The sequence below is a fragment of the Pseudomonas sp. 21LCFQ02 genome (genome assembly GCF_024129895.2).
Taxonomy (GTDB): domain Bacteria; phylum Pseudomonadota; class Gammaproteobacteria; order Pseudomonadales; family Pseudomonadaceae; genus Aquipseudomonas.
Map to the genome: position 1 here is coordinate 1706485 of NZ_CM178749.1, position 23199 is coordinate 1729683.

General features: G+C 59.8%; 16 protein-coding genes. 6 read left to right on the forward strand and 10 right to left on the reverse strand.

Going from position 1 to position 23199, the window contains the following annotated elements:
* Positions 1-825: 825 nt before the first annotated feature.
* Both NJC40_RS07970 and gbca read right to left on the reverse strand, forming a co-directional pair.
* A complete protein-coding gene (locus NJC40_RS07970; protein WP_253140243.1) occupies positions 826-3525 on the reverse strand; it encodes a phosphoinositide-specific phospholipase C-related protein in 2700 nt (899 codons plus the stop codon).
* 188 nt (positions 3526-3713) lie between these two features.
* Positions 3714-5012, reverse strand: a complete 1299-nt coding sequence (gbca, locus tag NJC40_RS07975) for a glycine betaine monooxygenase oxygenase subunit (protein ID WP_045486291.1) — start codon at positions 5010-5012, stop codon at positions 3714-3716.
* Positions 5013-5346: 334 nt separating this feature from the next.
* Between gbca and gbcB the strand changes: the two genes are divergently transcribed.
* Entirely contained in the window at positions 5347-6447 is a 1101-nt protein-coding gene (gene gbcB, locus NJC40_RS07980) for a glycine betaine monooxygenase reductase subunit (RefSeq protein ID WP_045486294.1), read from the forward strand.
* Between the two features lie 154 nt (positions 6448-6601).
* Here the strand turns inward: gbcB and NJC40_RS07985 are convergent, their stop codons facing one another.
* Both NJC40_RS07985 and NJC40_RS07990 read right to left on the reverse strand, forming a co-directional pair.
* Positions 6602-7339: an SDR family oxidoreductase gene (locus NJC40_RS07985; protein WP_253112123.1), complete on the reverse strand. Its 738-nt coding sequence runs from the start codon at positions 7337-7339 to the stop codon at positions 6602-6604.
* Between the two features lie 51 nt (positions 7340-7390).
* On the reverse strand, positions 7391-8437 hold the full coding sequence (locus tag NJC40_RS07990) for a LacI family DNA-binding transcriptional regulator (RefSeq protein ID WP_045486300.1): 1047 nt from the start codon (positions 8435-8437) through the stop codon (positions 7391-7393).
* A gap of 163 nt (positions 8438-8600) precedes the next feature.
* On the opposite strand from NJC40_RS07990, the gene NJC40_RS07995 reads away from it, so the two are divergent.
* The 4 genes from NJC40_RS07995 (at position 8601) to mgrA (ending at position 14510) form a co-directional block, all read left to right on the forward strand.
* A complete protein-coding gene (locus NJC40_RS07995) occupies positions 8601-10931 on the forward strand; it encodes a TonB-dependent receptor (RefSeq protein WP_253140244.1) in 2331 nt (776 codons plus the stop codon).
* Positions 10932-11091: 160 nt separating this feature from the next.
* Complete coding sequence (locus NJC40_RS08000; RefSeq protein WP_253140245.1) at positions 11092-12420, forward strand: LLM class flavin-dependent oxidoreductase; 1329 nt, start codon at positions 11092-11094, stop codon at positions 12418-12420.
* Between the two features lie 12 nt (positions 12421-12432).
* A complete protein-coding gene (locus NJC40_RS08005) occupies positions 12433-13368 on the forward strand; it encodes a sulfonate ABC transporter substrate-binding protein (RefSeq protein WP_253140246.1) in 936 nt (311 codons plus the stop codon).
* A 104-nt stretch (positions 13369-13472) separates the two neighbouring features.
* Positions 13473-14510, forward strand: coding sequence for an L-glyceraldehyde 3-phosphate reductase (gene mgrA, locus NJC40_RS08010; RefSeq protein ID WP_045486311.1), 1038 nt, complete (start codon positions 13473-13475; stop codon positions 14508-14510).
* Here the strand turns inward: mgrA and NJC40_RS08015 are convergent.
* The 6 genes from NJC40_RS08015 to glnA all read right to left on the reverse strand — a co-directional run bounded on the left by NJC40_RS08015 (position 14476) and on the right by glnA (position 21343).
* Entirely contained in the window at positions 14476-15684 is a 1209-nt protein-coding gene (locus NJC40_RS08015) for an amidase family protein (RefSeq protein WP_253140247.1), read from the reverse strand. The genes mgrA and NJC40_RS08015 overlap by 35 nt on opposite strands.
* Before the next feature lie 129 nt (positions 15685-15813).
* Positions 15814-17250, reverse strand: coding sequence for a nitrogen regulation protein NR(I) (ntrC, locus tag NJC40_RS08020; protein ID WP_045486313.1), 1437 nt, complete (start codon positions 17248-17250; stop codon positions 15814-15816).
* On the reverse strand, positions 17247-18329 hold the full coding sequence (glnL, locus tag NJC40_RS08025) for a nitrogen regulation protein NR(II) (protein WP_045486316.1): 1083 nt from the start codon (positions 18327-18329) through the stop codon (positions 17247-17249). The genes ntrC and glnL overlap by 4 nt, the downstream gene beginning before the upstream one ends.
* A 288-nt stretch (positions 18330-18617) precedes the next feature.
* Positions 18618-19244 carry a DUF4124 domain-containing protein gene (locus NJC40_RS08030; RefSeq protein WP_045486319.1) on the reverse strand — a complete coding sequence of 209 codons (627 nt, stop codon included), beginning with the start codon at positions 19242-19244 and terminating at the stop codon, positions 18618-18620.
* Between the two features lies 1 nt (position 19245).
* Complete coding sequence (locus NJC40_RS08035) at positions 19246-19767, reverse strand: DUF4124 domain-containing protein (RefSeq protein WP_253140248.1); 522 nt, start codon at positions 19765-19767, stop codon at positions 19246-19248.
* 169 nt (positions 19768-19936) lie between these two features.
* Complete coding sequence (glnA, locus tag NJC40_RS08040) at positions 19937-21343, reverse strand: glutamate--ammonia ligase (RefSeq protein ID WP_045486325.1); 1407 nt, start codon at positions 21341-21343, stop codon at positions 19937-19939.
* Between the two features lie 335 nt (positions 21344-21678).
* Here glnA and thiI point away from each other — a divergent pair, with 335 nt between their 5' ends.
* Positions 21679-23133 (forward strand): tRNA uracil 4-sulfurtransferase ThiI, encoded by a 1455-nt coding sequence (gene thiI, locus NJC40_RS08045; protein ID WP_253140249.1) that lies wholly within the window; start codon positions 21679-21681, stop codon positions 23131-23133.
* Positions 23134-23199 lie beyond the last annotated feature (66 nt).

Below are 23199 nucleotides of genomic sequence, written 5' to 3' on the forward strand. Positions count from 1 at the left end.
CAGGACCGGAGATCCAGGTGCAAGGAGGGCTTTAGCCGCGAATCTTTTTATCCCCAGGCATTGTAAAGGTCCTGATCTGAGCGGCCCTGTAGGAGCAGCTTTAGCTGCGAAGACCGCATTCCAGCTGCGAAGACCACATTCCAGCTGCGAAGACCGCATTCCGGGCGCGGCCCCCGCTTACGCACAATCTCTGTGCGCGGGCCTGTGAATAAGTTGTTCGCTACTGCCTGAGATGACCGATTTTAAAGGCGTGTAGAGCTTTGTTCAATTTTTGAACAGTTAAGGGTTTGATTTTTCAGATTTCTCCAGTGTGGATAAAACTCCCCAAGAGGTCAGCTTGCCTACAGTTGCCCACAATCTCTGTTAGCGCCTCTGTGGACAAGTTGTTCGCTTTCAATTTATTTTCTTTAAAATCATAAAGTTAGAAGTATTGGTTAAAAAACAAACGATTTCCATGACATGGCCCTTCAACCTTGTTATGGATGCGCTAGTCGCGCAGCTCAGCGCTTCCCGATGTTACGCACATTCCCTGTGTGCCTGGCTGTGGATAATATGTTTGTTTATCTCTGTAGCCCTTGTATTTAAAGGGATACAAGCCGAAGGTCAAATAATGATCAGGTCAGCTGGCTGACATTGGGAGCCTCTTGCAGGGTACGGTTCCTGGATCGTAGCAGCACAATTCAAATTGTTGTGCACAATCTCTGTTGGCGGGCCTGTGGACAAGTTGTTTGCTCTTGGCTCCAGGCCACGTCACGTATGCTTTACCGGTGGGTGCTCAATAATTGATCAGTTCGGCATCGCTGAGCACCCCGCGCCCCTCACCCATTACCATTCGGGGTAAACCCAAAGAAAGTCCGATCTGGGTGATAACCTGTCCTGGCTGTCCACTGCATGTACATGATAACGACCGGCAACACTGTCTGGATGGTCATAGGCCAGTGAAGTGCCAGTGACTTCTCCGATTTGCTTGAAGTAATGGAATACCCTGTATTTAACCGCGTTTGAGCTCGGATTCCAGCGCAGCCGCAGATGCTGCTGTTGTTGTTGCTGCTCCAGCCGAAGGTCTGTAGGTGCCGCAGGCGCGCCGGGGTCGGGCGGTGGGTCGGGCTGCGGCTCAGGTTCGGGCTGCTGCTCAGGCTCGGCCTTGGGTTGGAAGTCACCGTAAGAAATCTTGCCATCCAGATTGCCTCCACCACCAATGACTTTTACATCTGCATTTTCATAGCTGCTGGCGAAGCTGCCGATCGTAACAGGGGTCAGGATGTTGCGTTTGACGGTCACGCTTGCCTGCCCTTGGTCAGGACTGCCGTTCGGGTTGCCCATCACCCTGAAGGTCGAGCCCTTGCCAGCTTTGATGATTTTGGCCGAACGAATCTCGTCGTTATCGCAGCCGTAGGGGTTATTGCCGCTGCCCATTTTGAATGCACGGTAAGTATCGAAGGGAACCGAACAGACAATATTCTGGCTGCCATTATTGCCTTCGTGGAAGACGATCAGTGCATCGCTTATATCATTATCGGCTGGCGTCGTGCGGACCCTGATACGTGAGACCTTGCCATCAAGCCCGTTGTTATGGGCCGCGAGTTTGCGGTAGTAGAACGTTTCTGCAGAGCCTTCCAGTGAATTAATGCGCACTCGCTGACCCATGGGTATCGACTGTTTTACATCAATCAGCGTGAAATCATCCTGCCGGTCAGCATCGGGACTGTCATACAGTTCCAGTCGGGTTCCGGCACGAATTCCATCCAGTTCCAAGGAGCGGATTTCGTCGTTCTCACAACCATTGGCGGCCAGCCGCAAATTGTATTGGACGCCATCACTGCCACTTGGCTGATTACCTGGTAATGCACAGGTGCTGTCGCCATCCCGGTTGCCGGCATTGTGTTCATAAAAATAGTAGCCGCCTTGTGACAGCGCGGCGGCGTAAGGAAAGGCATCACCCACCTGATTGAAATCTATGGTCAAAAAATTCGGGTTGCGCCCGTTGGTCGGTCCTGAGCAATAGCGCTCCACCCGCCGTTGCAGCCAGGTGAGATTGTTGTCCATGTCACCGGCGTGCGCTGTGCTACTGCCAAATGAATGGAATTGATTGAGCACGAACAGTTTGTTCAGGCCACTGCTGGTAGTGAAGGGGCCAAACCCTGCGCCGTAGCGAGACTTACACTCCCAGTTATGAATGAGTACCGTGTCGCCAAGGTTATAAGTGTTTTCGATCTGATGATCGGAGGCGCGATAAATGGTGATGTTTTTGTTGCCAACCTGATAGGTACCTGGCAGGGATCTGTCGGAGTAGATTAGCAAGCGTTTATTGGTGCTGATTAGTTGGCGCAATGTGGGCCATTGCAGTTCGTTGTCGCCGTGAGCATAGCTGTAATTGGCAAGGTCCGGGACTTGCTCAAACACCCGCTTGATATCGTCCTGTGACACATAGGCCTCCAGCAGCAGGGCGATGACGGCGTTGGGGTTCTGTCGCAGGTAAGGCAGGAATGTGTTCGAGAACGCATCGTGCAATGAAGGATCGCTGGTTGAACACTTGTCCTGCGGGCCTGGCTTATGGCACATGCGCACGGTGTTTTGTGAGTCGAGGCGCAAGTCCAGCATGAAGCCTCTTACACCCCGATCAAGTTGTGGCGTCAGCGCGTCCAGATAAGCATTATGCGCGGTTACCCAAGTGTATTTATCGTAGCCTCTGTCGAGGTCGTTGATCGTCGGCGCGGTGCGGGTTTGCGGGTTCAGGTAGGACCAGTAAGTGTTACTCACGGCCGAAGTCGGGTAATGCCAGTAGTTGGCTGAAGGTGTACCGGTGACCCGGGAGGTGAAAAACAGATTGTATTCTTTATACCAGTGTACAGCGCCTGGCCAGGTCGGCTCGTTCCACGTTTTTGGATCTTGCCATGTACCGGCATGCAATCCTTTGTAAGTCCAGTTAGCGTCACTGACTTCACGGGTCGGGTAATACCAGTTATGAGCGGACGGCCGACCGGACTGCCGGGCCTGAAAGAACAGGGTTTTATAACCATATTCGTAACGATGAATATCACCCGGCACGCTGTAGTCATTCCAGTCCTTGGGGTCGCTAAACGTTCCGATGTGCCGGGAGTAGAACGTCCAGTGCTCATTGTCGGATGCTGACGTGGGGTAGTGCCAATTATAGTCGGAGGGTCGTCCCTCACGCTTGGCCTGAAATAACAAGCGCTGACCGCCGTATTCGTAGACATTTATATCACCGACCCGAGAGTAATCAGACCAGGTATTGGGGCGTTCGACTGTTCCTTGGGTAACCGATATGTCAGAAGTCGCGGCTTGCTCATCACCGGCATATTCATCGCCAGCCTGGCTTTGCGATGCCGACTCTTCGCGCGGTTCAAGTGACTCGGTCGGCGGAGCAGTATTGCTTTCAGCGTTTGGTTGAGGGGCGGCTGACATGCCAGGTCCGTTTTCGGCGTACGCAGTGCCGACCGACAGGGCTGCGTACGGGCTTGCGAGCAGAATGGCGGGCAAGATGAGGTGCGCAATGGCTTTCATGAGGCGTCTCTGGTTCCTTGAGGGGATGGCCATTTCTGTTGAGCAGATGACATGGCCAACATCAGTCTAGGAATCATCAACGTGCGCAGTTACTGGCAGAACTGATAGAGGCCGTTGAGGCAATCCTCATCGGCCACAAAAAAGCCCGCCTCCGGTTACAGAGGCGGGCTTGTCAGGCCAGGCGCTGGTCAGTTGCTCTGGATCTTCACTTCTTTCAGGTAAGGCGCAGGCTCGGCACCCAGGTTGGCCAGCATGCGGGCGCTGTACCAGTCGATGAAGTTGACCACGCCGAACTCGTAGGTTTTGGAGTATGGGCCTGGCTGGTAGGCGATAGAGTTGATGCCGCGCTGGTTCTCTTCGGCCAGGCGACGGTCCTGATCGTTGGTGGCGTCCCAGACTTCGCGCAGGCGTGCCACGTCGTAGTCGACACCTTCCACAGCGTCCTTGTGCACCAGCCACTTGGTGGTGACCATGGTTTCCTGAGCGCTGATCGGCCACACGGTGAAGACGATGATGTGATCGCCCATGCAGTGGTTCCAGGAGTGCGGCAGGTGCAGGATGCGCATCGAGCCCAGGTCAGGGTTCTGGATGCGGCCCATCAGCTTCTTGCTGCCTTGCTTGCCGTCCATGGTCATGGACACGGTGCCCTTGAGCAGCGGCATGCGCACGATACGGTTACGCAAGCCGAAACCGGCGTGCAGGTAAGGGATCTTCTCGGCTTCCCACTTGGCAGCGGACTCTGCCACGTGGTCCTTGAATTCCTGGCTGGCGCGCGGGTCGTTGGTGTCATCCCATTCCAGCAGGGTGTTGAGCAGTTCAGGGTGCGAGCCGCTGCAGTGGTAGCACTCGCGGTTATTTTCCAGAACCAGCTTCCAGTTGGCTTTTTCCATCAAGGTGGTCTGCACCGCCACCTTGGTGTTTTCCATGTCGTACGGTTCCATGTAGTGGTGCAGTGTGGCCAGGAACTCGTCGATGGCTGGCGGGTTTTCTGCCAGGCTGATGAAGATGTAGCCGCCGGCGGTTTTGACCTTGATCGGCTTGAGGCTGAATTTCTTCATGTCGAAGTCATCGCCCATCTCGCTGCCAGCGTACAGCAGGCGACCGTCCAGCTCGTAGGTCCACTGGTGGTAAGGGCAGACCAGCTTGGCGACCTTGCCTTTTTCACCGGTGCACAGGCGCGAGCCACGGTGACGGCAGACGTTGAAGAACGCATTGATGGTGTCGTCAGGACCGCGCACGACCAGCACCGGGTTTTTACCGACCTGCAGGGTCAGGTAGTTGCCCTTTTTCGGAATCTCGCAGGTCATGCCGGCGATCAGCCATTCCTTCTGGAAGATCTCCTGCATGTCGATTTCGAACAGGCGCTCATCGTTGTAGAACGGTTGCGGCAGAGAATAGGTGCGTTCGCGGGTCTGCAGCATCTCGGCAGTTGCCTTGCGTGCGGCTTCAAGCGGGTCGCCCAGGCTCAGGTTTGCAGTGACGTCCATCGTGTGGTTCCTCATGACCGCCTCGGGCGGCCGCGAAAATAATGTGGCTAATACGGTTCTTGTTGGCACGCAGGGCGGGTTTTTCAGGCGCCCGTTTTGGTTCGTTTTGGCTTACGAGCATCGCGTAACGATTTAGCGGCGAGTGTGGAGATACACGAGGCTTGATCCTTATCCATGCACGACATGGCCGAATCCGTTCCCGACTGGCAACCCCATGCCCTATGGGGCTGGTCGCGGTAAGTACGTCAATGTCGCTGATAGGTAAATGGCCGGACGGGGGCTTGCGCAGAATCCGTTCCATAAGAAGGCCGACAGTCGGCCGTGGAGATCGAGCATGTCCCAAAACTTCCTTAACCCGGTCAACACCCAGACATGGGCCAACGGTCGTCACCTTGTGCGCGTCGTCAAGGTCATTCAGGAAACCTGGGATGTCCGTACGTTCTGCTTCATGGCCGACCAGCCGATCATGTTCTTTTTCAAGCCGGGGCAGTTCGTCACGCTTGAGCTGGAGATCGAAGGCCAGCCGGTGATGCGCTCGTACACCATCTCCAGTGCCCCCTCAGTGCCTTACAGCTTCTCGATTACCGTCAAGCGGGTGCCTGGCGGCAAGGTCTCCAACTTTCTGCATGACACACTGCATGAAGGCCAGGAACTGGCGGTGCATGGCCCGGTCGGGCTGTTCAACGCCATCGATTTCCCTAACCCCAAGATTCTTTACCTCAGCGGCGGTGTAGGGATCACCCCGGTCATGTCCATGGCGCGCTGGTACTACGACACCAACGCCAACGTCGACATGGTGTTCGTGCACAGCGCCCGCTCGCCGAAAGACATTATCTATCATCGTGAGCTGGAACACATGGCGGCGCGGATCGAGAACTTCGACCTGCACCTGATCTGTGAAAAATATGGCCTGGGCGAGCCATGGGCCGGCTATCGCGGCTACCTGAACATCAAAATGCTGGAAATGATGGCGCCGGACTTCCGCGACCGCGAGGTGTTCTGCTGCGGCCCGACGCCTTATATGAGTGCGGTCAAGCGCATGCTGCAGGACAATGGCTTCAACATGGCCCAGTACCATGAAGAGTCGTTTGGTGCGACGCCGCCCGAAGCCAAGGCTGACGCGGTCGAAAACGCCGAGCACGCGGCTGAAGCGGCTGATGTGGACACCGCTGACCTGCATCAGGTGGAGTTCACCGACACCGGCAAGAGCATCCGCATTGCCCCGGGCGAAACCGTCCATGCGGCGGCTTCCAAGCTGGGCCTGATGATCCCCAAAGCCTGCGGCATGGGCATCTGCGGAACCTGCAAGGTGATGAAGCTGAGCGGCGAAGTGGAGATGGAGCACAACGGCGGCATCACCGAAGACGACGAAGCCGAAGGTTACATCCTGTCGTGCTGCAGCATTCCGAAAACCGACGTGCGCATCGAATACTGATTGCGCCTTGCGCGCAGGCCGACGTAGGAGCGGCTTCAGCCGCGAAAGCCGCGATGCTCTTCGCGGCTAAAGCCGCTCCTACGGGGTAATGCCGATCAGTTAAGGGCTACGCGGTCTGGTGGGAGTGGCCGGCCGGCGCTCCGGGCAGCACAACTCAGGCCAAGCCACCATTGGCGCGCAATACCTGCCCATTGACCCATCCCGAGTCCGGCCCGGCCAGAAAGGCCACCACACTGGCGATATCCTCTGGCTGGCCGAGCCGTTGCAGCGGCGGCAGGCTGGCGAAATGCTGAATCTGTTCCTCTGTCTTGCCGGCCAGAAACAGCTCGGTAGCCACCGGGCCGGGAGCGACGCTGTTGACCGTAATGTTGCGTCCGCGCAGCTCCTTGGCAAACACTGGCGTCATGGCTTCCACGGCAGCCTTGCTGGCGTTGTAGATGGCGTAACCCGGCAGGTTCAGGGCCAGGGCGGTGGTCGAAAAATTGATGATCCGTCCACCGTCGTTCAGGCGCTTGCTGGCTTCACGCAGGGTGTTGAACACGCCACGGGTATTGATGGCGAAGGTCTGTTCAAACAGTTCGTCACTGGTTTCGGCCAAGGCCATCGTCTTGAGGATACCGGCATTGTTGATCAGCACATCGACCTTGCCCAAATGGTGTTCAGTGGCGTCGAACAACCGCCGCACATCGCTGACGCTGGACACATCGGCCTTGATCGCGATGGCGTCACGGCCTTCGCCGATCAGTTGTTCCACCAGGGTATCGGCTTCATCGGCGCTGCTGGCGTAGTTGATCACCACGGCAAAGCCATCGGCCGCCAGGCGCCGGGCGATTTCGGCGCCGATGCCGCGTGATGCACCGGTGATGATCGCGACTTTTCGAGAGCGGGTCATGGGGCAGGTCTCCTTTGGCAAACTAAGAAACATCAACCCATCTTAGGCGGTTTAAGTGCTCTCTCGTTCTATCAGTTGGCAATCGAGCAGGTTCAACCGCTGGATATCCCCGCTCACCGGCAACACCCCCAGGCTTTGTAAAACCCGTTGCGCGGCCAGTACGCCGATCTCCAGCGCCGGGGGCTTGATGGTGCTCAGGCTGGGCAGCAGCATCTCGGCGAACGCATAGTCGCCAAAGCCCATCACCGCGCAGTCTTGTGGAATTCTCAGGCCGGCCCGTTGCCCGGCCAGCAGCCCGCCGGCGGCCAGGTTGTCGTTGGCAAACACGATCGCATCAGGGCGGGTGGGGCTGTTCATCAGAGCGTGCATGGCCTGTTTGCCGGCTTCGAACGGGGTCAGCCCCGCTTGCGGGGTGAACACCCAGGGCTCCAGGCCCAGGGCCTGTAACGTTGCGGCGTAACCGTCGCGGCGCTCCAGTGCGCTGAAGTCGCCGGCCATGCTGTTGAGCACGAAGGCGATGCGCCGGTAGCCCTTGGCGTGCAGATGGCGGGTAGCGCTGACGCCCACTTGGTAATGGGAAAATCCGATCTGCATCGGGCCGCGCTCCGGGCGGTAGTCCCAGGTCTCGATCACCGGCATGTCGGCCTGCTCGATCATCTTCTCGGTGGCCGGGGTATGGAAATGACTGGTCAATACCAATGCTGCCGGTGACCAGCCGAGAAACGCGCGCACGGCGCTTTCTTCCTGCTCGGCAGAGAAGTAACTGGACGCCAACAGCAGTTGAAAACCGTGCTGGCTCAGGGTGTCGCTGAAGCCCTGAATGGTATTGGCAAAGATCGGCCCGGAGATATTGGGGATAACCATCGCGACCACTTTACTGCGCGCCGAGGCCAGGCCGCCGGCGACCAGATTGGGTACATAGCCCAGCTCGTTGACCACGGCGGCGATGCGCTCGCGCAGGTCTGGCGAGACTTGCTCGGGCTGGTTGAAGTAGCGCGAGATGGTAATCGCTGAAACCCCGACCTGTTTGGCCACCGTACTCAGGGTCACCCGGCCGGCGTTACGGCGCTTGCGTGTTGCGCTGGATTTTTCCGTCATGCTCGAAGGCTTATAAAACTTAACGATATATAAAAGTAATTTTTCAGTATTGGACGCTCTATGTGCCAATTTCTGATACTTGCGATGTTAGCGCTAACGTCATGGTTTGTCTGCTACTCGCTGCCGCGAATGCCGAATCAAGTTAGCAGACAATCAGCGGTCGATGCGTGGGGCATTGGCGAGGTTCGGCACATTTAAAGCAGGCACACAGATGCAGACAACACTTGGGGGCGGTACGCAACACACTCTTCTGGCGCAGGCCATTCATCATGCTGGCGCTCAGCCGAATAGCCGACGTGCAGGCCGTTGCGCCTGGTTGCTGCTGGGCCTGGCGAGCCTGCCACTGGCGCCCGGTGCGGCCCTGGCCGAGACTGGCCAGAATGCCAGCGATGCACCGGTGCTCAACGCCGTGACGGTCACCGCCACGCGCCGTGAAGAGTCGCTGCAGAAAGTCCCGGTGGCGGTCTCGGTGGTCGAGGGCGAGCAACTGGAGCGCGATAACCGCAATGGTGTGGCCAGCCTGGTGCAACAGGTGCCGACCCTGAATTTCCGGACCGGTGCTTCGAACAAGGACACCTCGTTGTTCATTCGTGGCGTGGGCACCATCTCCACCTCGCCGGGTGTCGAGCCGACCGTGGCCACGGTGATCGACGGTGTGGTGCTTGGCCGTCCGGGTCAGGCGACCCTGGACCTGCTCGACCTGGAGCGCATCGAAGTGCTGCGCGGCCCGCAGGGTACGCTGTTTGGCAAGAACGCTTCGGCCGGTGTACTGAACGTGGTGAGCAAGGCGCCGAGCGCCGAGACCCATGGCTACATCGACCAGTCGTGGTACACCGGCAATGAAAGCCGGACCCGCTTCGGGATTGGCGGCAGCCTGATTCCCGACACCCTCAAAGGCTCGCTGACCACCCTGTTCGGCAGCTATGACGGCAATGTGGATAACAAACTCAACGGCCAGGAAGTCAACGGCTACAACCGTAAAGGCATTCGCGGCAAGCTGGAGTTCACCCCTAACGACGACATCACGTTCACCCTGATCGGTGATTACCAGCAGGCCCATGACGACGCGCCCAACGGGGTGGTCAGCAAAGCGCTGACCCCGGCGTTTGGCGCGGCGCTGGCGCCGGTACGTGCCGACAGCGACAACCGTGATGTGCTCAGCGATTACCGCAGCCATGTCGATGATGTGAACAAGGGTTTGTCTGGCCAGCTGGACTGGCAACTGGGCGACTTCACCCTGACATCGATCACCGCCTGGCGCGGCTGGGATAACACCCAGTACCAGGACGGCGACCGCCTCGGGGCGATCACCAGCGCCTTTGCCGGCACTGAAGACAAAGGTCAGCTCGACTACAACCAGTACTCTCAGGAGCTGCGTCTTGCTTCGCGCAAAGGCGAGTTCGTCGAATACGTCGGCGGTCTGTTCTACATGTACGGCAAGAGTGACGAAACCTACCAGCGCACACTGATCACCCCGACCAGCCGCGACCGTGGTATCGCCGACTACAGCACTACCAACCAGAGTTATTCGGTGTTCGGTGAAAGCACCTTCAATCTGACCCCGGATCTGCGCGCCATTGCCGGTCTGCGCTGGACCCACGACAAGCTCGAATACGATCACCGGCGGGTTTCGACCTCGGCGGTCACGGTCAGCGGTATCCAGCCGGCCACCAGCAGTTCGGGTAGCGTGGACGAAGACGGCAAATCTGGCCGCCTGGGCCTGCAGTACGACCTGAGCGATACGGTGACCAGCTACGTGACCTACTCGCGTGGCTACAAAGGCCCGGCGTACAACGTGTTCTTCAACATGCAGCCACGTGACACTGACGCGCTCAAGCCGGAGACCTCCAACACTTGGGAAGTGGGCATCAAGGCCAGCGCCTGGAATAACCGCCTGACCACCAACCTGGCGGTGTTCCACAGCGACTACGACAACTATCAGGCGAACTTCTTCGACAGCGTCGCCGGCCAGGTGGTGACCCGGCTGATCAACGCCGGTAGCGTGAAGACTGAGGGCGTCGAACTCGACTATGCGCTGCAGGTGACCTCGCAGTTCAAACTCTCCGGTGCCCTGGCCTACACCAAGGCGCGCATCGACACCTTTGCCTGCCCGGCCGGCGCCGCCGCCTCGTGCAATGTCGATGGCAAGACCCTGCCGTACAGCCCGGACTGGAAAAGCTATGTCCGTGCCGACTACAGCATCCCGCTGGACAACGGCCTGGATATCGAGCTGAGCACCGATTACGCCTGGCAGAGCGAAGTGCAGTACGACATCAGCCAGAACATCGACACCAAGCAGGGCGCCTACGGCATCTGGAACGCCAGCGTGGCCCTGGCCGACTACAACGCTGGCTGGCGCGTAGCGCTGCTGGGCAAAAACCTGGCCGACAAGTCGTATTCGCCGATGCTGGCCACCGGCGGCAACTACATCTACCGCGCCGTTCCGCGTGACGATGAGCGCTACTTTGGCGTGCAACTGCGTAAAGACTTCTGACAGTGCTGCACGGTTTTCTGTAGGAGCCGCTTTAGCGGCGAAGACTCGAGGCTAAAGCTTCGCGGCTGAAGCCGCTCCTACGGGCCTTGTGTTCGCAGCCTGTGTTTACCTCTACAACCCTACTGCGTGCGACAACCCTCAAAACCAAGGAGTCGTATAGATGAACAAGCCTGCCCGCCAACTGAAACTGGGCGCATTCCTGATGGCTACCGGGCACCACGTTGCGGCCTGGCGTCACCCGGATGTCCCCGCCAACGCGGGGCTGGATATCAAGCACTACCGGCATCTGGCCCAGGTGGCCGAGGCGGCACGTTTCGATGCGCTGTTCGTGGCCGACAGCGTGGCAGCAGCGACCGGCGATATCGCCAGCCGCATGGCACGCTCGGATCACTTCGAGCCGCTGACCCTGCTGTCGGCGCTCAGCGCGGTGACCGAGCATATCGGCCTGATCGCCACGGCGACCACCACCTATAACGAGCCGTACCACGTGGCGCGCAAGTTTGCCTCGCTCGATCACCTGTCCGGCGGGCGTGCCGGCTGGAATCTGGTGACCTCCGACGCGGCGGCCGAAGCGCAGAACTTCGGTCTGGATGAGCATGTCGGTCACGCCGACCGCTACAGCCGGGCACAGGAGTTTCACCAGGTGGTGACCGGCTTGTGGGACAGTTGGGGCGACGATGCGTTTACCCGCAACAAGGCCAGCGGTGAGTACTACGACCCGGCCAGGCTGCATGTGCTGGATCACCAGGGCGAGCACTTCCGGGTCAAGGGGCCGCTGAACGTGGCGCGTTCACCACAGGGGCAGCCGGTGGTGGTACAGGCCGGCTCTTCGGAAGTGGGCCGTGACCTGGCGGCGCGCACCGCTGAAGTGGTGTTCACCGCGCAAACTTCGCTGGCCAGTGCTCAAGCCTTCTATGCCGACCTCAAGGGGCGGCTGGCAGCGTATGGGCGCAGTCAGGATTCGCTGAAGATCATGCCCGGTGTGCTGATTGTAGTGGCCGAGACTGAGCAAGCCGCCAAGGCAAAGTTCGAGTCGTTTCAGGAACTGGTCGAGCCGCAGGTGGGCGTGGCGTTATTGGGCCGCATGCTGGGTAATTTCGATCTGTCCGGTTATCCACTGGACGGGCCACTGCCGGAACTGCCGCTGACCGACAGCGGTCAGCGCAGCCGCCAGCAATTGCTGACTGAGCTGGCTGCCCGGGAAAACCTGAACCTGGCGCAACTGGGGCGACGGATTGCCGGTGGCCGTGGGCATTACAGCCTGATCGGCACACCTGAACAGATTGCCGATGAGCTGCAGAACTGGTTTGAAAACGGTGCGGCCGATGGCTTCAACGTGCTGGTGCCGCATCTGCCCGGCGGGCTGGAAGATGTTGCCCGGCTGCTGGTGCCGGAGCTGCAACGCCGTGGCCTGTTCCGCACCGAATATGAAGGCACCACCCTGCGCGAAAATCTGGGGCTGCAACGGCCCGCCAACCGATTTGAATGAGGTCTATTACCGATGAAACCACTGGCATTGCTCAGCGCCGCTCTGGCCTTTTGCGGCTTGATCAATATGGCCGTTGCCGCTGACCCGGAGACGTTGCGGATCGGCTTTCAGAAAGGCTCGATTCCGCTGGTCCTGGCCAAAGAGCATCAACTGCTGGAGAAGCGCTTTGCCAAGACGCAGGTCAAGTGGGTCGAGTTTCCGGCCGGGCCGCAGATGCTTGAAGCGTTGAACGTCGGCAGTCTGGACATCGCCTCCACGGGTGATATTCCGCCGATCTTCGCCCAGGTTGCCGGGGCTGATCTGGTGTATGTCGGCGCCGAGCCGGCCAAGCCCCAAGCTGAGGTGATTCTGGTACGCAAGGACAGCGCCTTGCAGAAAGTCGAGGACCTCAAGGGCCGCAAGGTCGCCTTGCAGAAAGGCTCCAGCGCCAACAATCTGGTGCTGCGCGCCTTGCTCAAGGTCGGGTTGACGTTCAAGGATATCCAGCCGATCTATCTGAGCCCGGCTGATGCCCGGGCGGCCTTTGAAAATGGCAGCGTCGATGCCTGGGCGATCTGGGACCCGTACTACTCCATCGCGCTGGTTGAAGGGCATAGCCGGCTATTGGCCGATGGTACGGGGCTGGGCTTGTCCGGTCCGGTCTACACTGCCCGACGTGGGTTTGCTCAGGAACATCCGGCGTTTGTCCAGCAGGTGCTGGATGAGCTGACGGCTGCCGATGACCTGACCCGCAGCCAGCGCGAGCAGAGCATCGAGATCCTGACCCGCAGCATGGGCCTGCCGGCCGAGGTGATCGCTCTGTACATCGACCACCGTCCGGTCTCGCCGAGCCTGCCGATTACCCCTGAGATCATCAAGGCGCAGCAGGTGACTGCGGACCTGTTCTACGATAACCGTCTGCTGCCCAGGAAAATCGATGTCAGCAAGGCGGTCTGGCACAGCCATTGATCCCGTAGGAGCTGCTTTAGCAGCGAAGGCTTCCCGGCTAAAGCGGGCCACCGCCCGGCCGGGCTTACGGCGACGAAAACACCGAATTATTCAAGGAAATCCGCATGACCTATATCGCTGCCGAAAACCGCTACAACGACATGCTCTATCGTCGCACCGGGCGCAGTGGCTTGTTGCTGCCGGCGCTGTCGCTGGGGCTGTGGCACAACTTCGGTGACGCCACGCCGATCGATACCCAGCGCGCCATGCTGCGCACTGCCTTCGACCTGGGCATTACCCACTTCGACCTGGCCAATAATTACGGCCCGCCCTATGGCAGCGCCGAGGTCAATTTCGGCCGTTTGCTGCGTGAAGACTTCAAGGCTTATCGCGACGAGCTGATTATCTCCACCAAGGCCGGTTGGGACATGTGGCCAGGTCCTTATGGTCAGGGCGGCGGGTCGCGCAAGTACGTGCTGGCCAGCCTCGATCAAAGCCTGCAACGGCTGGGTGTCGATTATGTCGACATCTTCTATTCGCACCGCTTCGACCCCGACACGCCGCTGGAAGAAACCGCTGGCGCACTGGCCACCGCCGTGCAGCAAGGCAAGGCGCTGTACATCGGCATCTCGTCTTACTCGGGCAGTAAAACCCGGGAAATCGCCGCGCTGCTCAAACAGTGGAATGTGCCGCTGCTGATTCATCAGCCGGCTTATAACCTGCTCAATCGCTGGGTGGAGAAAGACCTGCTTGATGCCACCGATGAGCTGGGCGCGGGCGTGATTGTCTTTACTGCGCTGGCCCAGGGCCTGCTGTCGGACAAGTACCTCAATGGCGTGCCGCAAGATGCCCGGGTCAATCGTCCCGGCGGTGGTTCATTGAAGGCCGAGCATCTGTCGGAGCAGAACCTTGAGCATGTACGCAAACTCAACGCGATCGCCCGGCAGCGTGGTCAGAGCCTGGCACAGATGGCGCTGGCCTGGACCCTGCGTGACCCACGGGTGACCTCGGCGTTGATCGGCGCCAGCCGGCCCGAGCAGATCGTCGAAAACGTTGCCGCCTTGAACAACCTGGCGTTCAGTGCCGAGGAACTGGCCGAGATTGATCGCTTTGCCGTGGAGGGCGGTATCAATTTGTGGGCCAGGCCTTCTTTGGCGCAGTAACGTTGGCGAGCCTCAGTGAGCCGATCCGCAGCGGCGGGGCGCTGTCATGGTAGTGCGGATAGCACGCCTGAAAGTCCAGGGCCGCCTGGATAAGCCTGGCGTCCGACAGGTGCGGGCCGCAGAACGCTGCATTGATGCTGGCACCGCTGCTGCTCTGGCCGATGGGGAAAGTGACCATCGGCCAGCCCGGCACATGGGGTAGCCTGTCAGGCCCGGACGATGCTGAGGACATCACCAGCATGAAGTCCAGGCGTTGATCGCGCAGGTTGCTTTCCCAGCCTCGCGGCGGGCATGGCGGTGCATCGGGAAGTTCGATCAATCGCGCTCCCAGGCGCGCCAGTTGCTCGCGAAACCGCTCCAGGACCTGCCAGCTTTGCGGCGCGTCCGCTGCCCTCGGCGGCGTTACGCCAATGCGGGTACTGAGCAGCGGTCTGTAGCCTGACCGGGCTGTCACCGGCCATCGCACGGGCGCGGTTTGCGCTGCACCGGCTTCACTGAGCGCTGCCAGCACCAGCGCTGCATCGCGCACGCTGCGTGCGACAGTGCCGGGCACGTCCCAGCCCATGGCCAGGCCCAGCGACGGTTTGATGCCGCTGGCCGCATGAGCGGCACTGGGCATCATGAAGGCGTCATCGGCGGTTTGCGCCAGCGCCGCAGCGCACAGCCTGGCGACCGGGGCGATGGCGCTCAACCCGCTCTGCGTGCCACCGGGGCATATCGAGCCGCGCAGCGGGCCGAGTAAAATCGCGCCCTGGTCATACAGCCGGGCAACCAGCGGCGAGTCTTCAAGTTTCCAGGGCCGGCCATTACGCGCCACGGCCACCAGTGACTCGCTGATGCCCAGCACGATGCCGCACAGCAGCGGCGCAGGGCCGCGAGGGTCATCGGCGTTGCTCAGCCATTGATCGGCCAGGCGCGCGCGGGTCAGCGCCTGCTGCGCATCGATATGCACCGAAAGGCTGTTGTCGCCATAGCCTTTGAGCGATTCTTCGAACCGGTAAAGGCGTGCCAGGCTGGCAATGGTCAACTGTTCGGCAGTCAGTTCGCCGCTGCGCAGCAGCACCGCCATTTCAGCGAGCTGATAGTCGACGATGCGGTTAGGGCAGCCAATGGATGACCGTGACGGCAGGCCGCACAGCGGCGGGCGGTTGCCAGTAAGAGGGCGTGGGTCCATCGCGATAAGCTCCTTCTGGCCTTGCCATGCAAGGCCGTTTTCCGGAGCTAATCAGCGAACGGCAGGGTCGTAAACTGATAGAAATGACAGCAGGCCGTGCAGCCCTTGGCGGGCGGGCCTGCCCTTTCGTCAGTTGTCTTCGGCCTCGTCTTCGTCGCCGCCATCAACCTTCATGCCCAGTTCCTTGATCTTGCGCGTCAGGGTATTGCGACCCCAACCGAGCAGCACGGCGGCGTCACGACGGCGACCAGCGGTGTGCTTGAGGGCGGTTTCGATCATGATCCGTTCAAAGGATGGCACCGCGCTGTCGAGCAGGCTCGACTGGCCACGCGACAACGCCTGGTCGGCCCACTGGCGCAGCGCCTGTTCCCAGTTGGTGATCGGGCCTGCATCCTGCGGCACGCTAAGCAGTTCAGGCGGCAGGTCGCTGATGTGCACCTCACGGCCAGACGCCATGACGGTGATCCAGCGGCAGGTATTCTCCAGTTGCCGCACGTTACCCTGCCACGGCAGATGCTTGAGGTATTCCTCGGTCTCGGCCTTGAGCAGCTTGGGCTCTACCGCCAGCTCCTGGGCGGCGCGGCTGAGGAAATGGCGGGCCAGGGTCGGGATGTCTTCGCGACGGTCCGACAGCCGTGGGATGTGAATGCGGATCACGTTCAGGCGGTGGAACAAGTCTTCGCGGAACTTGCCGGCATGCACCAGACCTTCAAGGTTCTGGTGGGTCGCAGCGATGATCCGTACATCGACCTTGACCGGGGTGTGGCCACCGACCCGGTAGAACTCGCCGTCGGCCAGTACGCGCAACAGGCGGGTCTGGGTGTCGGCCGGCATGTCGCCGATCTCGTCGAGAAACAAGGTACCGCCATCGGCTTGTTCGAAGCGTCCGCGGCGCAGGTTGGCGGCGCCGGTAAACGCGCCTTTTTCATGGCCGAACAGCTCCGATTCCATCAAGTCCTTGGGGATCGCCGCCATGTTCAGCGCAATGAACGGCGCGACGGCACGTGGGCTGTGACGATGCAGGGCATGCGCGACCAGCTCTTTACCGGTACCGGACTCACCGTTGATCAACACGGTGATATTGGAGTGGCTCAGACGACCGATGGCGCGAAACACCTCTTGCATCGCCGGCGCTTCGCCGATGATTTCCGGGGTGCGGGCCATGACCGGCGGAGCTTCCAGGCCTTGCTGTTCCTGGGCGTGCTGGTTGGCACGCTTGACCAGTGATACGGCTTCATCGACATCGAACGGCTTGGGCAGGTATTCGAACGCGCCGCCCTGATAGGACGCCACGGCGCTGTCGAGGTCCGAATGCGCGGTCATGATGATGACCGGCAGGCGCGGGTTCTGTTCACGAATCCGCGCCAACAGGTCCAGGCCACTGGTACCGGGCATGCGAATATCGGAAATGATCACGTCCGGCTGCTGGCGGGCCAGGCGGCTGATCACGCCATCGGCGCTGTCGAAGCTCTGCGTGGTCATGCCTTCCTGTTGCAGGGCCTTTTCCAGTACCCAGCGGATGGAACGATCGTCATCTACGATCCAGACAGTTTCGCTACGGCTCACGAGGCGGCTCCTTGTTCCAGCGGCAGAAAGATCGAGAAGGTGGTATGGCCGGGATGGCTTTCACACTCGATCAGGCCCTGGTGCTGGCTAATGATGGTCTGGGTAATGGCCAGGCCCAGCCCGGTACCGTCGGGGCGGCCACTGACCATTGGATAGAAAATGGTTTCCTGGAGTTCGGCCGGAATGCCCGGACCGTTGTCGGTGATCTCGACCTTGCTCACCAGGCGGTGACGTACATGGCCGATGGTGAACTGGCGGATGGTCCGGCTGCGCAAGGTGATACGCCCAAGGCGCAGCTCGTTCTGGCTGCCAATTGCCTGCATGGCGTTACGCACGATATTGAGCACTGCCTGGATCATCTGCTCGCGGTCGATCAGTACATCGGGAATGCTCGGGTCATAGTCACGCACCAAAGTGATGCGCCCCTGACTTTCGGCTTCGACCAGGCTGCAGACACGCTCCAGCACTTCATGGATATTGGTCGAGGCCAGCGCCGGCAACTTGTTGGAACCGAGCATGCGGTCGACCAGATTACGCAGCCGGTCGGCCTCTTCGATGATGACGTTGGTGTAGTCCTTGAGGCTTTCTTCAGGCAGTTCGCGGGCCAGCAACTGCGCCGCACCGCGGATGCCGCCCAACGGATTCTTGATCTCGTGAGCCAGGCCGCGCACCAGCATTTTGGTGGTTTCCTGCTTGGACAACTGGGCTTCTTCCTTGGTGATGCGCAGTAGCCGGTCGCGAGGGTGAACCTCCAGCAGCAGCAGGGTCTGGCCGTTGTTGAGGATCGGCGTCACGGCATAGTCGACGGTCAGGGTCTGGCCGGTCAGTGCGGTGAGCATGGCTTCGCGTTTGGTGAACGGGTGCGCCTGTTCCACCGCCTGGCGCAGCGAGCTCAGGGCCTCGGCAGACTCGGTGAACAGCTCGCTGATGAACTGCCCATGGTTGCGCTGGCCGCTGATCGCCAACAGCATTTCTGCGGCGGGGTTCATGTACTCAAGGCGCAGTTCGGCGTTGAGCAGGATGGTCGCAGTGGTCAGATTGTCCAGTAACAATCGGTGCAGCGCGTCGCTGATAGTCATGAATCCTGATGACCTCTTTTGCCACTTTGCATTCGCGGGCCATGGCGCCGGGATAATTGGCCAGTGCGTGCCCGACGATGGGACACGGCTGACCGTGTGCTATGCCGGCTAAGGTTGCAAGAACCAAACCAAGGCTCCGAAAAGAAGCGTCAGCCCCCTTAAAACCGGGCATTTATTGTGCTTCGGTTGTCGGGCAGCGACATGTCAGACGCAAAGTTGACCCGAATCGGGGCTTTAGGGCGCTGATGCAAGTCTTTACTGCACCAGTTTAGTGCATGGCGGGAGGTTTTAAAGGAAAGGAATCCAACTGGATTTTTGCTGAGGCTTGTCTTTGAGGGGGCACTCCGGGCGTACCCCGTAATCGGCGCTCTGGCAGGGCTTGGCCAGGCGTTTCTGGTTCAGCGAAATGCGCTGTACATGAAAAGGCTGGTTGGCGGTCTTTTCCACGAGCCGGCCCAATTCGTCATAGATTTCCACGGACAGCTGATGAGTGCCGCGATCGATATTGCTCAAGGCAAATACCGGGCTGCGCCCTGGTGCTGCGACGGGCTGGTTGTCGAGCAACAGTACGTAGCGATGCCCCTCTTGCAGCGCCGGCTCGTTGGTCACCGTAACGATCAGGTTGCCTTCCATGCTGCGCAGCGCTGCGTCGGGTTCTGGGGCGAGGATGCGCAGCAACTGGTAGCGGAACATCGCCTTGGGCTTGGGCTGGACAGGGCTGGCTTTGACGTCGCGGGTGCGGGGTGTGCTGCTCATATTGTTGGTGGGGGTGATATCGACCCGCTTGGCGTTCTTGTGCGGCTGATCGGTGAACACCCGATTGCCTTCGGCATCGACATAGGTATAGATCTGCGCCTGGGCAAGCGTTGCCAGCCCGCACAGAACAGCGCACCACAGGATGCGCAACGCGCCCATCTCAGGGCCTGCCCGCAGCGGCGCGCAATACGGTCAGGGTCACGGTGGGGCTCTGCTGGATGATGCGCCTGGCGTCGTGCACCAGCACGGCGAAGCTGTGCTCGCCGCGATCAATATTGACGACCTGCAGGCGCGGTACGTTGGTGGGTTGACCGTACGGTTTGCCATCGACCAGCAGTTGCAAGCGATGGTCCGGCTGCAGCCTGGGCTTGATCCGTACGCCAATGTAAAAGGTGCCGTCGTTGGCACGCAGCGCGGCATCGTTGGGCAGGTCGGTCAGTTCCAGTTGCTCGTAGGCCACAGGGGCCGGCGCTGACTGAGTGGCTGGCGCAGGGCTGGCTGGCGCAGCAGCGGGGCGCGGCTCGATACTGTTGAGCGGCTTGAGCTCGACCGGCTCGGCGCGTGCACCGTCAGGCGGCTGATTGCTGTAGGCCGTATTGCCATTGGCGTCGGTGTACTTGTAGATCTGTGCCATGGCGGGCAGGCAGACCAACAACAGCAGGCAGACAAGACTGTGACGCATGGCATTCTCGACAGCAACGGGAGCGATGAGGGCTCAGCATAATGCAGATTCGTGCGATGTGCGTGGCTGGCCAGCATTAGTCTTGCAAGCATGGCCGAGGCCTGCATAAACGAAAAAGGCCACCCGAAGGTGGCCTCTCGATACGCCGGCGAGGCCGGCGTACAAGGAATCAGCAGCTGTAGTACAGCTCGTATTCCAGAGGGTGTACGAAGGTACGGACTTTGACTTCTTCAGCCGATTTCAGCTCGATGTAGGCATCGATGAAGTCGTCGGAGAACACGCCGCCTTTGGTCAGGAACGCGCGGCCTTTGTCCAGTTCTTCCAGGGCCTCTTTCAGGCTGCCGCACACTTGCGGGATTTCCTTGGCTTCTTCTGGTGGCAGGTCGTACAGGTTCTTGTCGGCTGCATCGCCTGGGTGGATCTTGTTCTGGATACCGTCCAGACCGGCCATCAGCAGGGCAGCGAAGGCCAGGTACGGGTTGGCAGCCGGATCCGGGAAGCGGGCTTCGATACGACGTGCACGTGGGCTGGAAACGTAAGGAATACGGATCGAAGCCGAACGGTTACGCGCCGAGTAGGCCAGCATTACCGGCGCTTCAAAGCCTGGGACCAGACGCTTGTAGGAGTTGGTCGACGGGTTGGTGAAGCCGTTCAGGGCCTTACCGTGCTTGATGATACCGCCGATGAAGTACAGAGCGGTGTCGGACAGACCGGCATAGCCTTCGCCGGCAAAGGTGTTCTTGCCGTCTTTGGCGATGGACATGTGGACGTGCATGCCCGAGCCGTTGTCGCCGTACAGCGGCTTCGGCATGAAGGTCGCGGTGCGGCCGTAGGCGTCGGCAACGTTGTGGACAACGTACTTGAGGGTCTGAACTTCGTCAGCCTTCTTCACCAGGGTGTTGAACTGCACGCCGATTTCGTTCTGGCCAGCAGTTGCCACTTCGTGGTGGTGAACTTCAACGACCTGACCCATTTCTTCCAGTGCGTTGCACATGGCGGTACGGATTTCGTGGTCGTGGTCGACCGGTGGAACCGGGAAGTAGCCGCCTTTGATGCCTGGACGGTGGCCTTTGTTGCCGCCTTCGACGTCCTGGTCGGTCATCCACGAGCCTTGCTCGGAGAAGATCTTGAACATAGAGCCGGAGATGTCGGACTTGTATTTGACCGAGTCAAAGATGAAGAACTCAGGCTCTGGACCGACGAACACGGTGTCACCGATACCGGTGGACTTCAGGTATTCCTCGGCGCGGTGCGCGATGGCGCGCGGGTCGCGGTCGTAGCCTTGCATGGTCGACGGCTCGATGATGTCGCAGACCAGGATCAGGGTAGGCTCTTCGGTGAACGGGTCCAGCACGGCGGAGTCGTCGTCCGGCAGCAGGATCATGTCGGAGGCTTCGATACCTTTCCAGCCTTCGATGGAGGAACCGTCGAACATCTTGCCGACTTCGAAGAACTCTTCGTCCAGCGCGTCGCGTGCCGGCATGGTGACGTGTTGCTGCTTGCCTTTGGTGTCAGTGAAGCGCAGATCAATCCATTTAACGTCATGATCTTTGATGAGTTGAACCGACTTCGACATGGTGTCCTCCGGGTGGGTTGGGACCGTTGCTATTGTTTGGCCCCTGAATTTGGGTAGTGCCGGCGCAGAATACTCTGCCAAGGCAACCTGCCTCACAAGGGAGCAAATTGCATGCCAGTGCCCCGAGTTGGGCGCGATGCCCGATTCTGCGCATGTTGCTGAGGTCAATGTCGTTTTTTTGTACATTTCATGCACTGTTATGTTGCCGAACTGATCGATTGTGATCCTTTTTGGTGCGTCGACATTCGGGTGTACGATAGTTGGTTAAACCTTGAGCAATTTCCGCTATAATCCGCGCCCCTCTTTTTTCAGCCGGATCCTTACGTAGCGTTTTCATGAAGCTCATCGTCAAAGTTTTCCCAGAAATCACCATCAAAAGCCCACCGGTGCGCAAGAAGTTCATTCGCCAGCTGGGCAAGAACATCCGTACCGTGCTGCGCGAGCTGGACGAAAATATCGTCGTGGGTGGTGTATGGGACAACCTTGAGGTCGAGACCCGGCTGACCGATCCGAAGATCCTTCAGGGCATCACTGAGCGGCTGTGCTGCATGCCAGGTATCGCCAATTTCCTGCAGGTGGCTGAATACCCGCTGGGCGATATGGACGACATCGTCGCCAAGTGCAGAGAGCACTACGCCGATCTGTTGCCGGGCAAGGTCTTTGCGGTGCGTTGCAAGCGCGCCGGCAAGCATGCATTCAGCTCGATGGACGTCGAACGTTATGTCGGCAGCCAGTTGCGCCAGCAATGTGGCGCCGCCGGCATCGACCTGAAAAAACCCGAACTGCTGGTGCGCATGGAGATTCGCGACGAACGGTTGTTCGTCATCCACAGCCAGCACCAGGGCCTTGGCGGTTATCCGCTGGGCGCACTGGAGCAGACCCTGGTGTTGATGTCCGGTGGTTTCGACTCGACCGTAGCCGCCTATCAGATGATGCGCCGCGGCCTGGTCACCCATTTCTGCTTCTTCAACCTGGGCGGGCGTGCCCACGAACTGGGCGTGATGGAAGTTGCGCACTACATCTGGAAGAAATTCGGCAGCTCGCAACGCGTACTGTTCATCAGCGTACCGTTCGAGGAAGTGCTGGGCGAAATCCTGCAGAAAGTCGACGACGGTCATATGGGTGTAGTGTTGAAGCGTATGATGTTACGCGCAGCATCGGCCATGGCTGACCGCCTGGACATCGACGTGCTGGTAACCGGCGAGGCGATTTCCCAGGTGTCGAGCCAGACCTTGCCGAACCTGTCGATCATCGACTCGGCCACCGACAAGCTGGTGTTGCGCCCGCTGGTGGCGACCGACAAACAGGACATCGTCAACCTGGCGACCAAAATCGGCACCGCCGAGTTCGCCCGGCACATGCCTGAATATTGCGGGGTGATTTCGGTCAACCCGAAAACCAATGCCAAGCGTTATCGCGTCGAACACGAAGAAACCCGTTTCGACATGGCAGCCCTCGATCGCGCGCTTGAGCGCGCCCGGCTGGTGACCATCGATCAGGTAATCGATGACCTGGGCCAGGATGTCGAGGTAGAAGAAGTCAGCCAGGCCCTGGCCGGCCAGGTCATCATCGATATCCGTCATCCGGATGCCCAGGAAGACCAGCCGCTGGAAGTGCCTGGCGTGGAAGTACAAGCCGTGCCGTTCTATGCATTGAACAGCCGCTTCAAGGAACTGGATTACACCCGCCAGTACCTGCTGTATTGCGACAAAGGCGTCATGAGCCGCCTGCATGCTCATCACCTGCTCAGTGAGGGGCATGCCAATGTGCGCGTATATCGACCGAGCTAAACGCCCGGGGCTGTTTGCCTGTGGCTTGCGTCACCGGCCCCCCGACGCCTTTATGGCCTCGGCCGA

Coding starts and splice junctions, on each gene's coding strand:
- mgrA (WP_045486311.1), top strand. CDS start 13,473: ATGACCTATATCGCTGCCGAAAACCGCTACAACGACATGCTCTATCGT.
- NJC40_RS07995 (WP_253140244.1), top strand. CDS start 8,601: ATGCGTGGGGCATTGGCGAGGTTCGGCACATTTAAAGCAGGCACACAG.
- NJC40_RS07990 (WP_045486300.1), bottom strand. CDS start 8,437: ATGACGGAAAAATCCAGCGCAACACGCAAGCGCCGTAACGCCGGCCGG.
- glnL (WP_045486316.1), bottom strand. CDS start 18,329: ATGACTATCAGCGACGCGCTGCACCGATTGTTACTGGACAATCTGACC.
- NJC40_RS08000 (WP_253140245.1), top strand. CDS start 11,092: ATGAACAAGCCTGCCCGCCAACTGAAACTGGGCGCATTCCTGATGGCT.
- NJC40_RS08015 (WP_253140247.1), bottom strand. CDS start 15,684: ATGGACCCACGCCCTCTTACTGGCAACCGCCCGCCGCTGTGCGGCCTG.
- gbcB (WP_045486294.1), top strand. CDS start 5,347: ATGTCCCAAAACTTCCTTAACCCGGTCAACACCCAGACATGGGCCAAC.
- gbca (WP_045486291.1), bottom strand. CDS start 5,012: ATGGACGTCACTGCAAACCTGAGCCTGGGCGACCCGCTTGAAGCCGCA.
- NJC40_RS08005 (WP_253140246.1), top strand. CDS start 12,433: ATGAAACCACTGGCATTGCTCAGCGCCGCTCTGGCCTTTTGCGGCTTG.
- NJC40_RS07985 (WP_253112123.1), bottom strand. CDS start 7,339: ATGACCCGCTCTCGAAAAGTCGCGATCATCACCGGTGCATCACGCGGC.
- NJC40_RS08035 (WP_253140248.1), bottom strand. CDS start 19,767: ATGCGTCACAGTCTTGTCTGCCTGCTGTTGTTGGTCTGCCTGCCCGCC.
- thiI (WP_253140249.1), top strand. CDS start 21,679: ATGAAGCTCATCGTCAAAGTTTTCCCAGAAATCACCATCAAAAGCCCA.
- glnA (WP_045486325.1), bottom strand. CDS start 21,343: ATGTCGAAGTCGGTTCAACTCATCAAAGATCATGACGTTAAATGGATT.
- NJC40_RS07970 (WP_253140243.1), bottom strand. CDS start 3,525: ATGAAAGCCATTGCGCACCTCATCTTGCCCGCCATTCTGCTCGCAAGC.
- NJC40_RS08030 (WP_045486319.1), bottom strand. CDS start 19,244: ATGGGCGCGTTGCGCATCCTGTGGTGCGCTGTTCTGTGCGGGCTGGCA.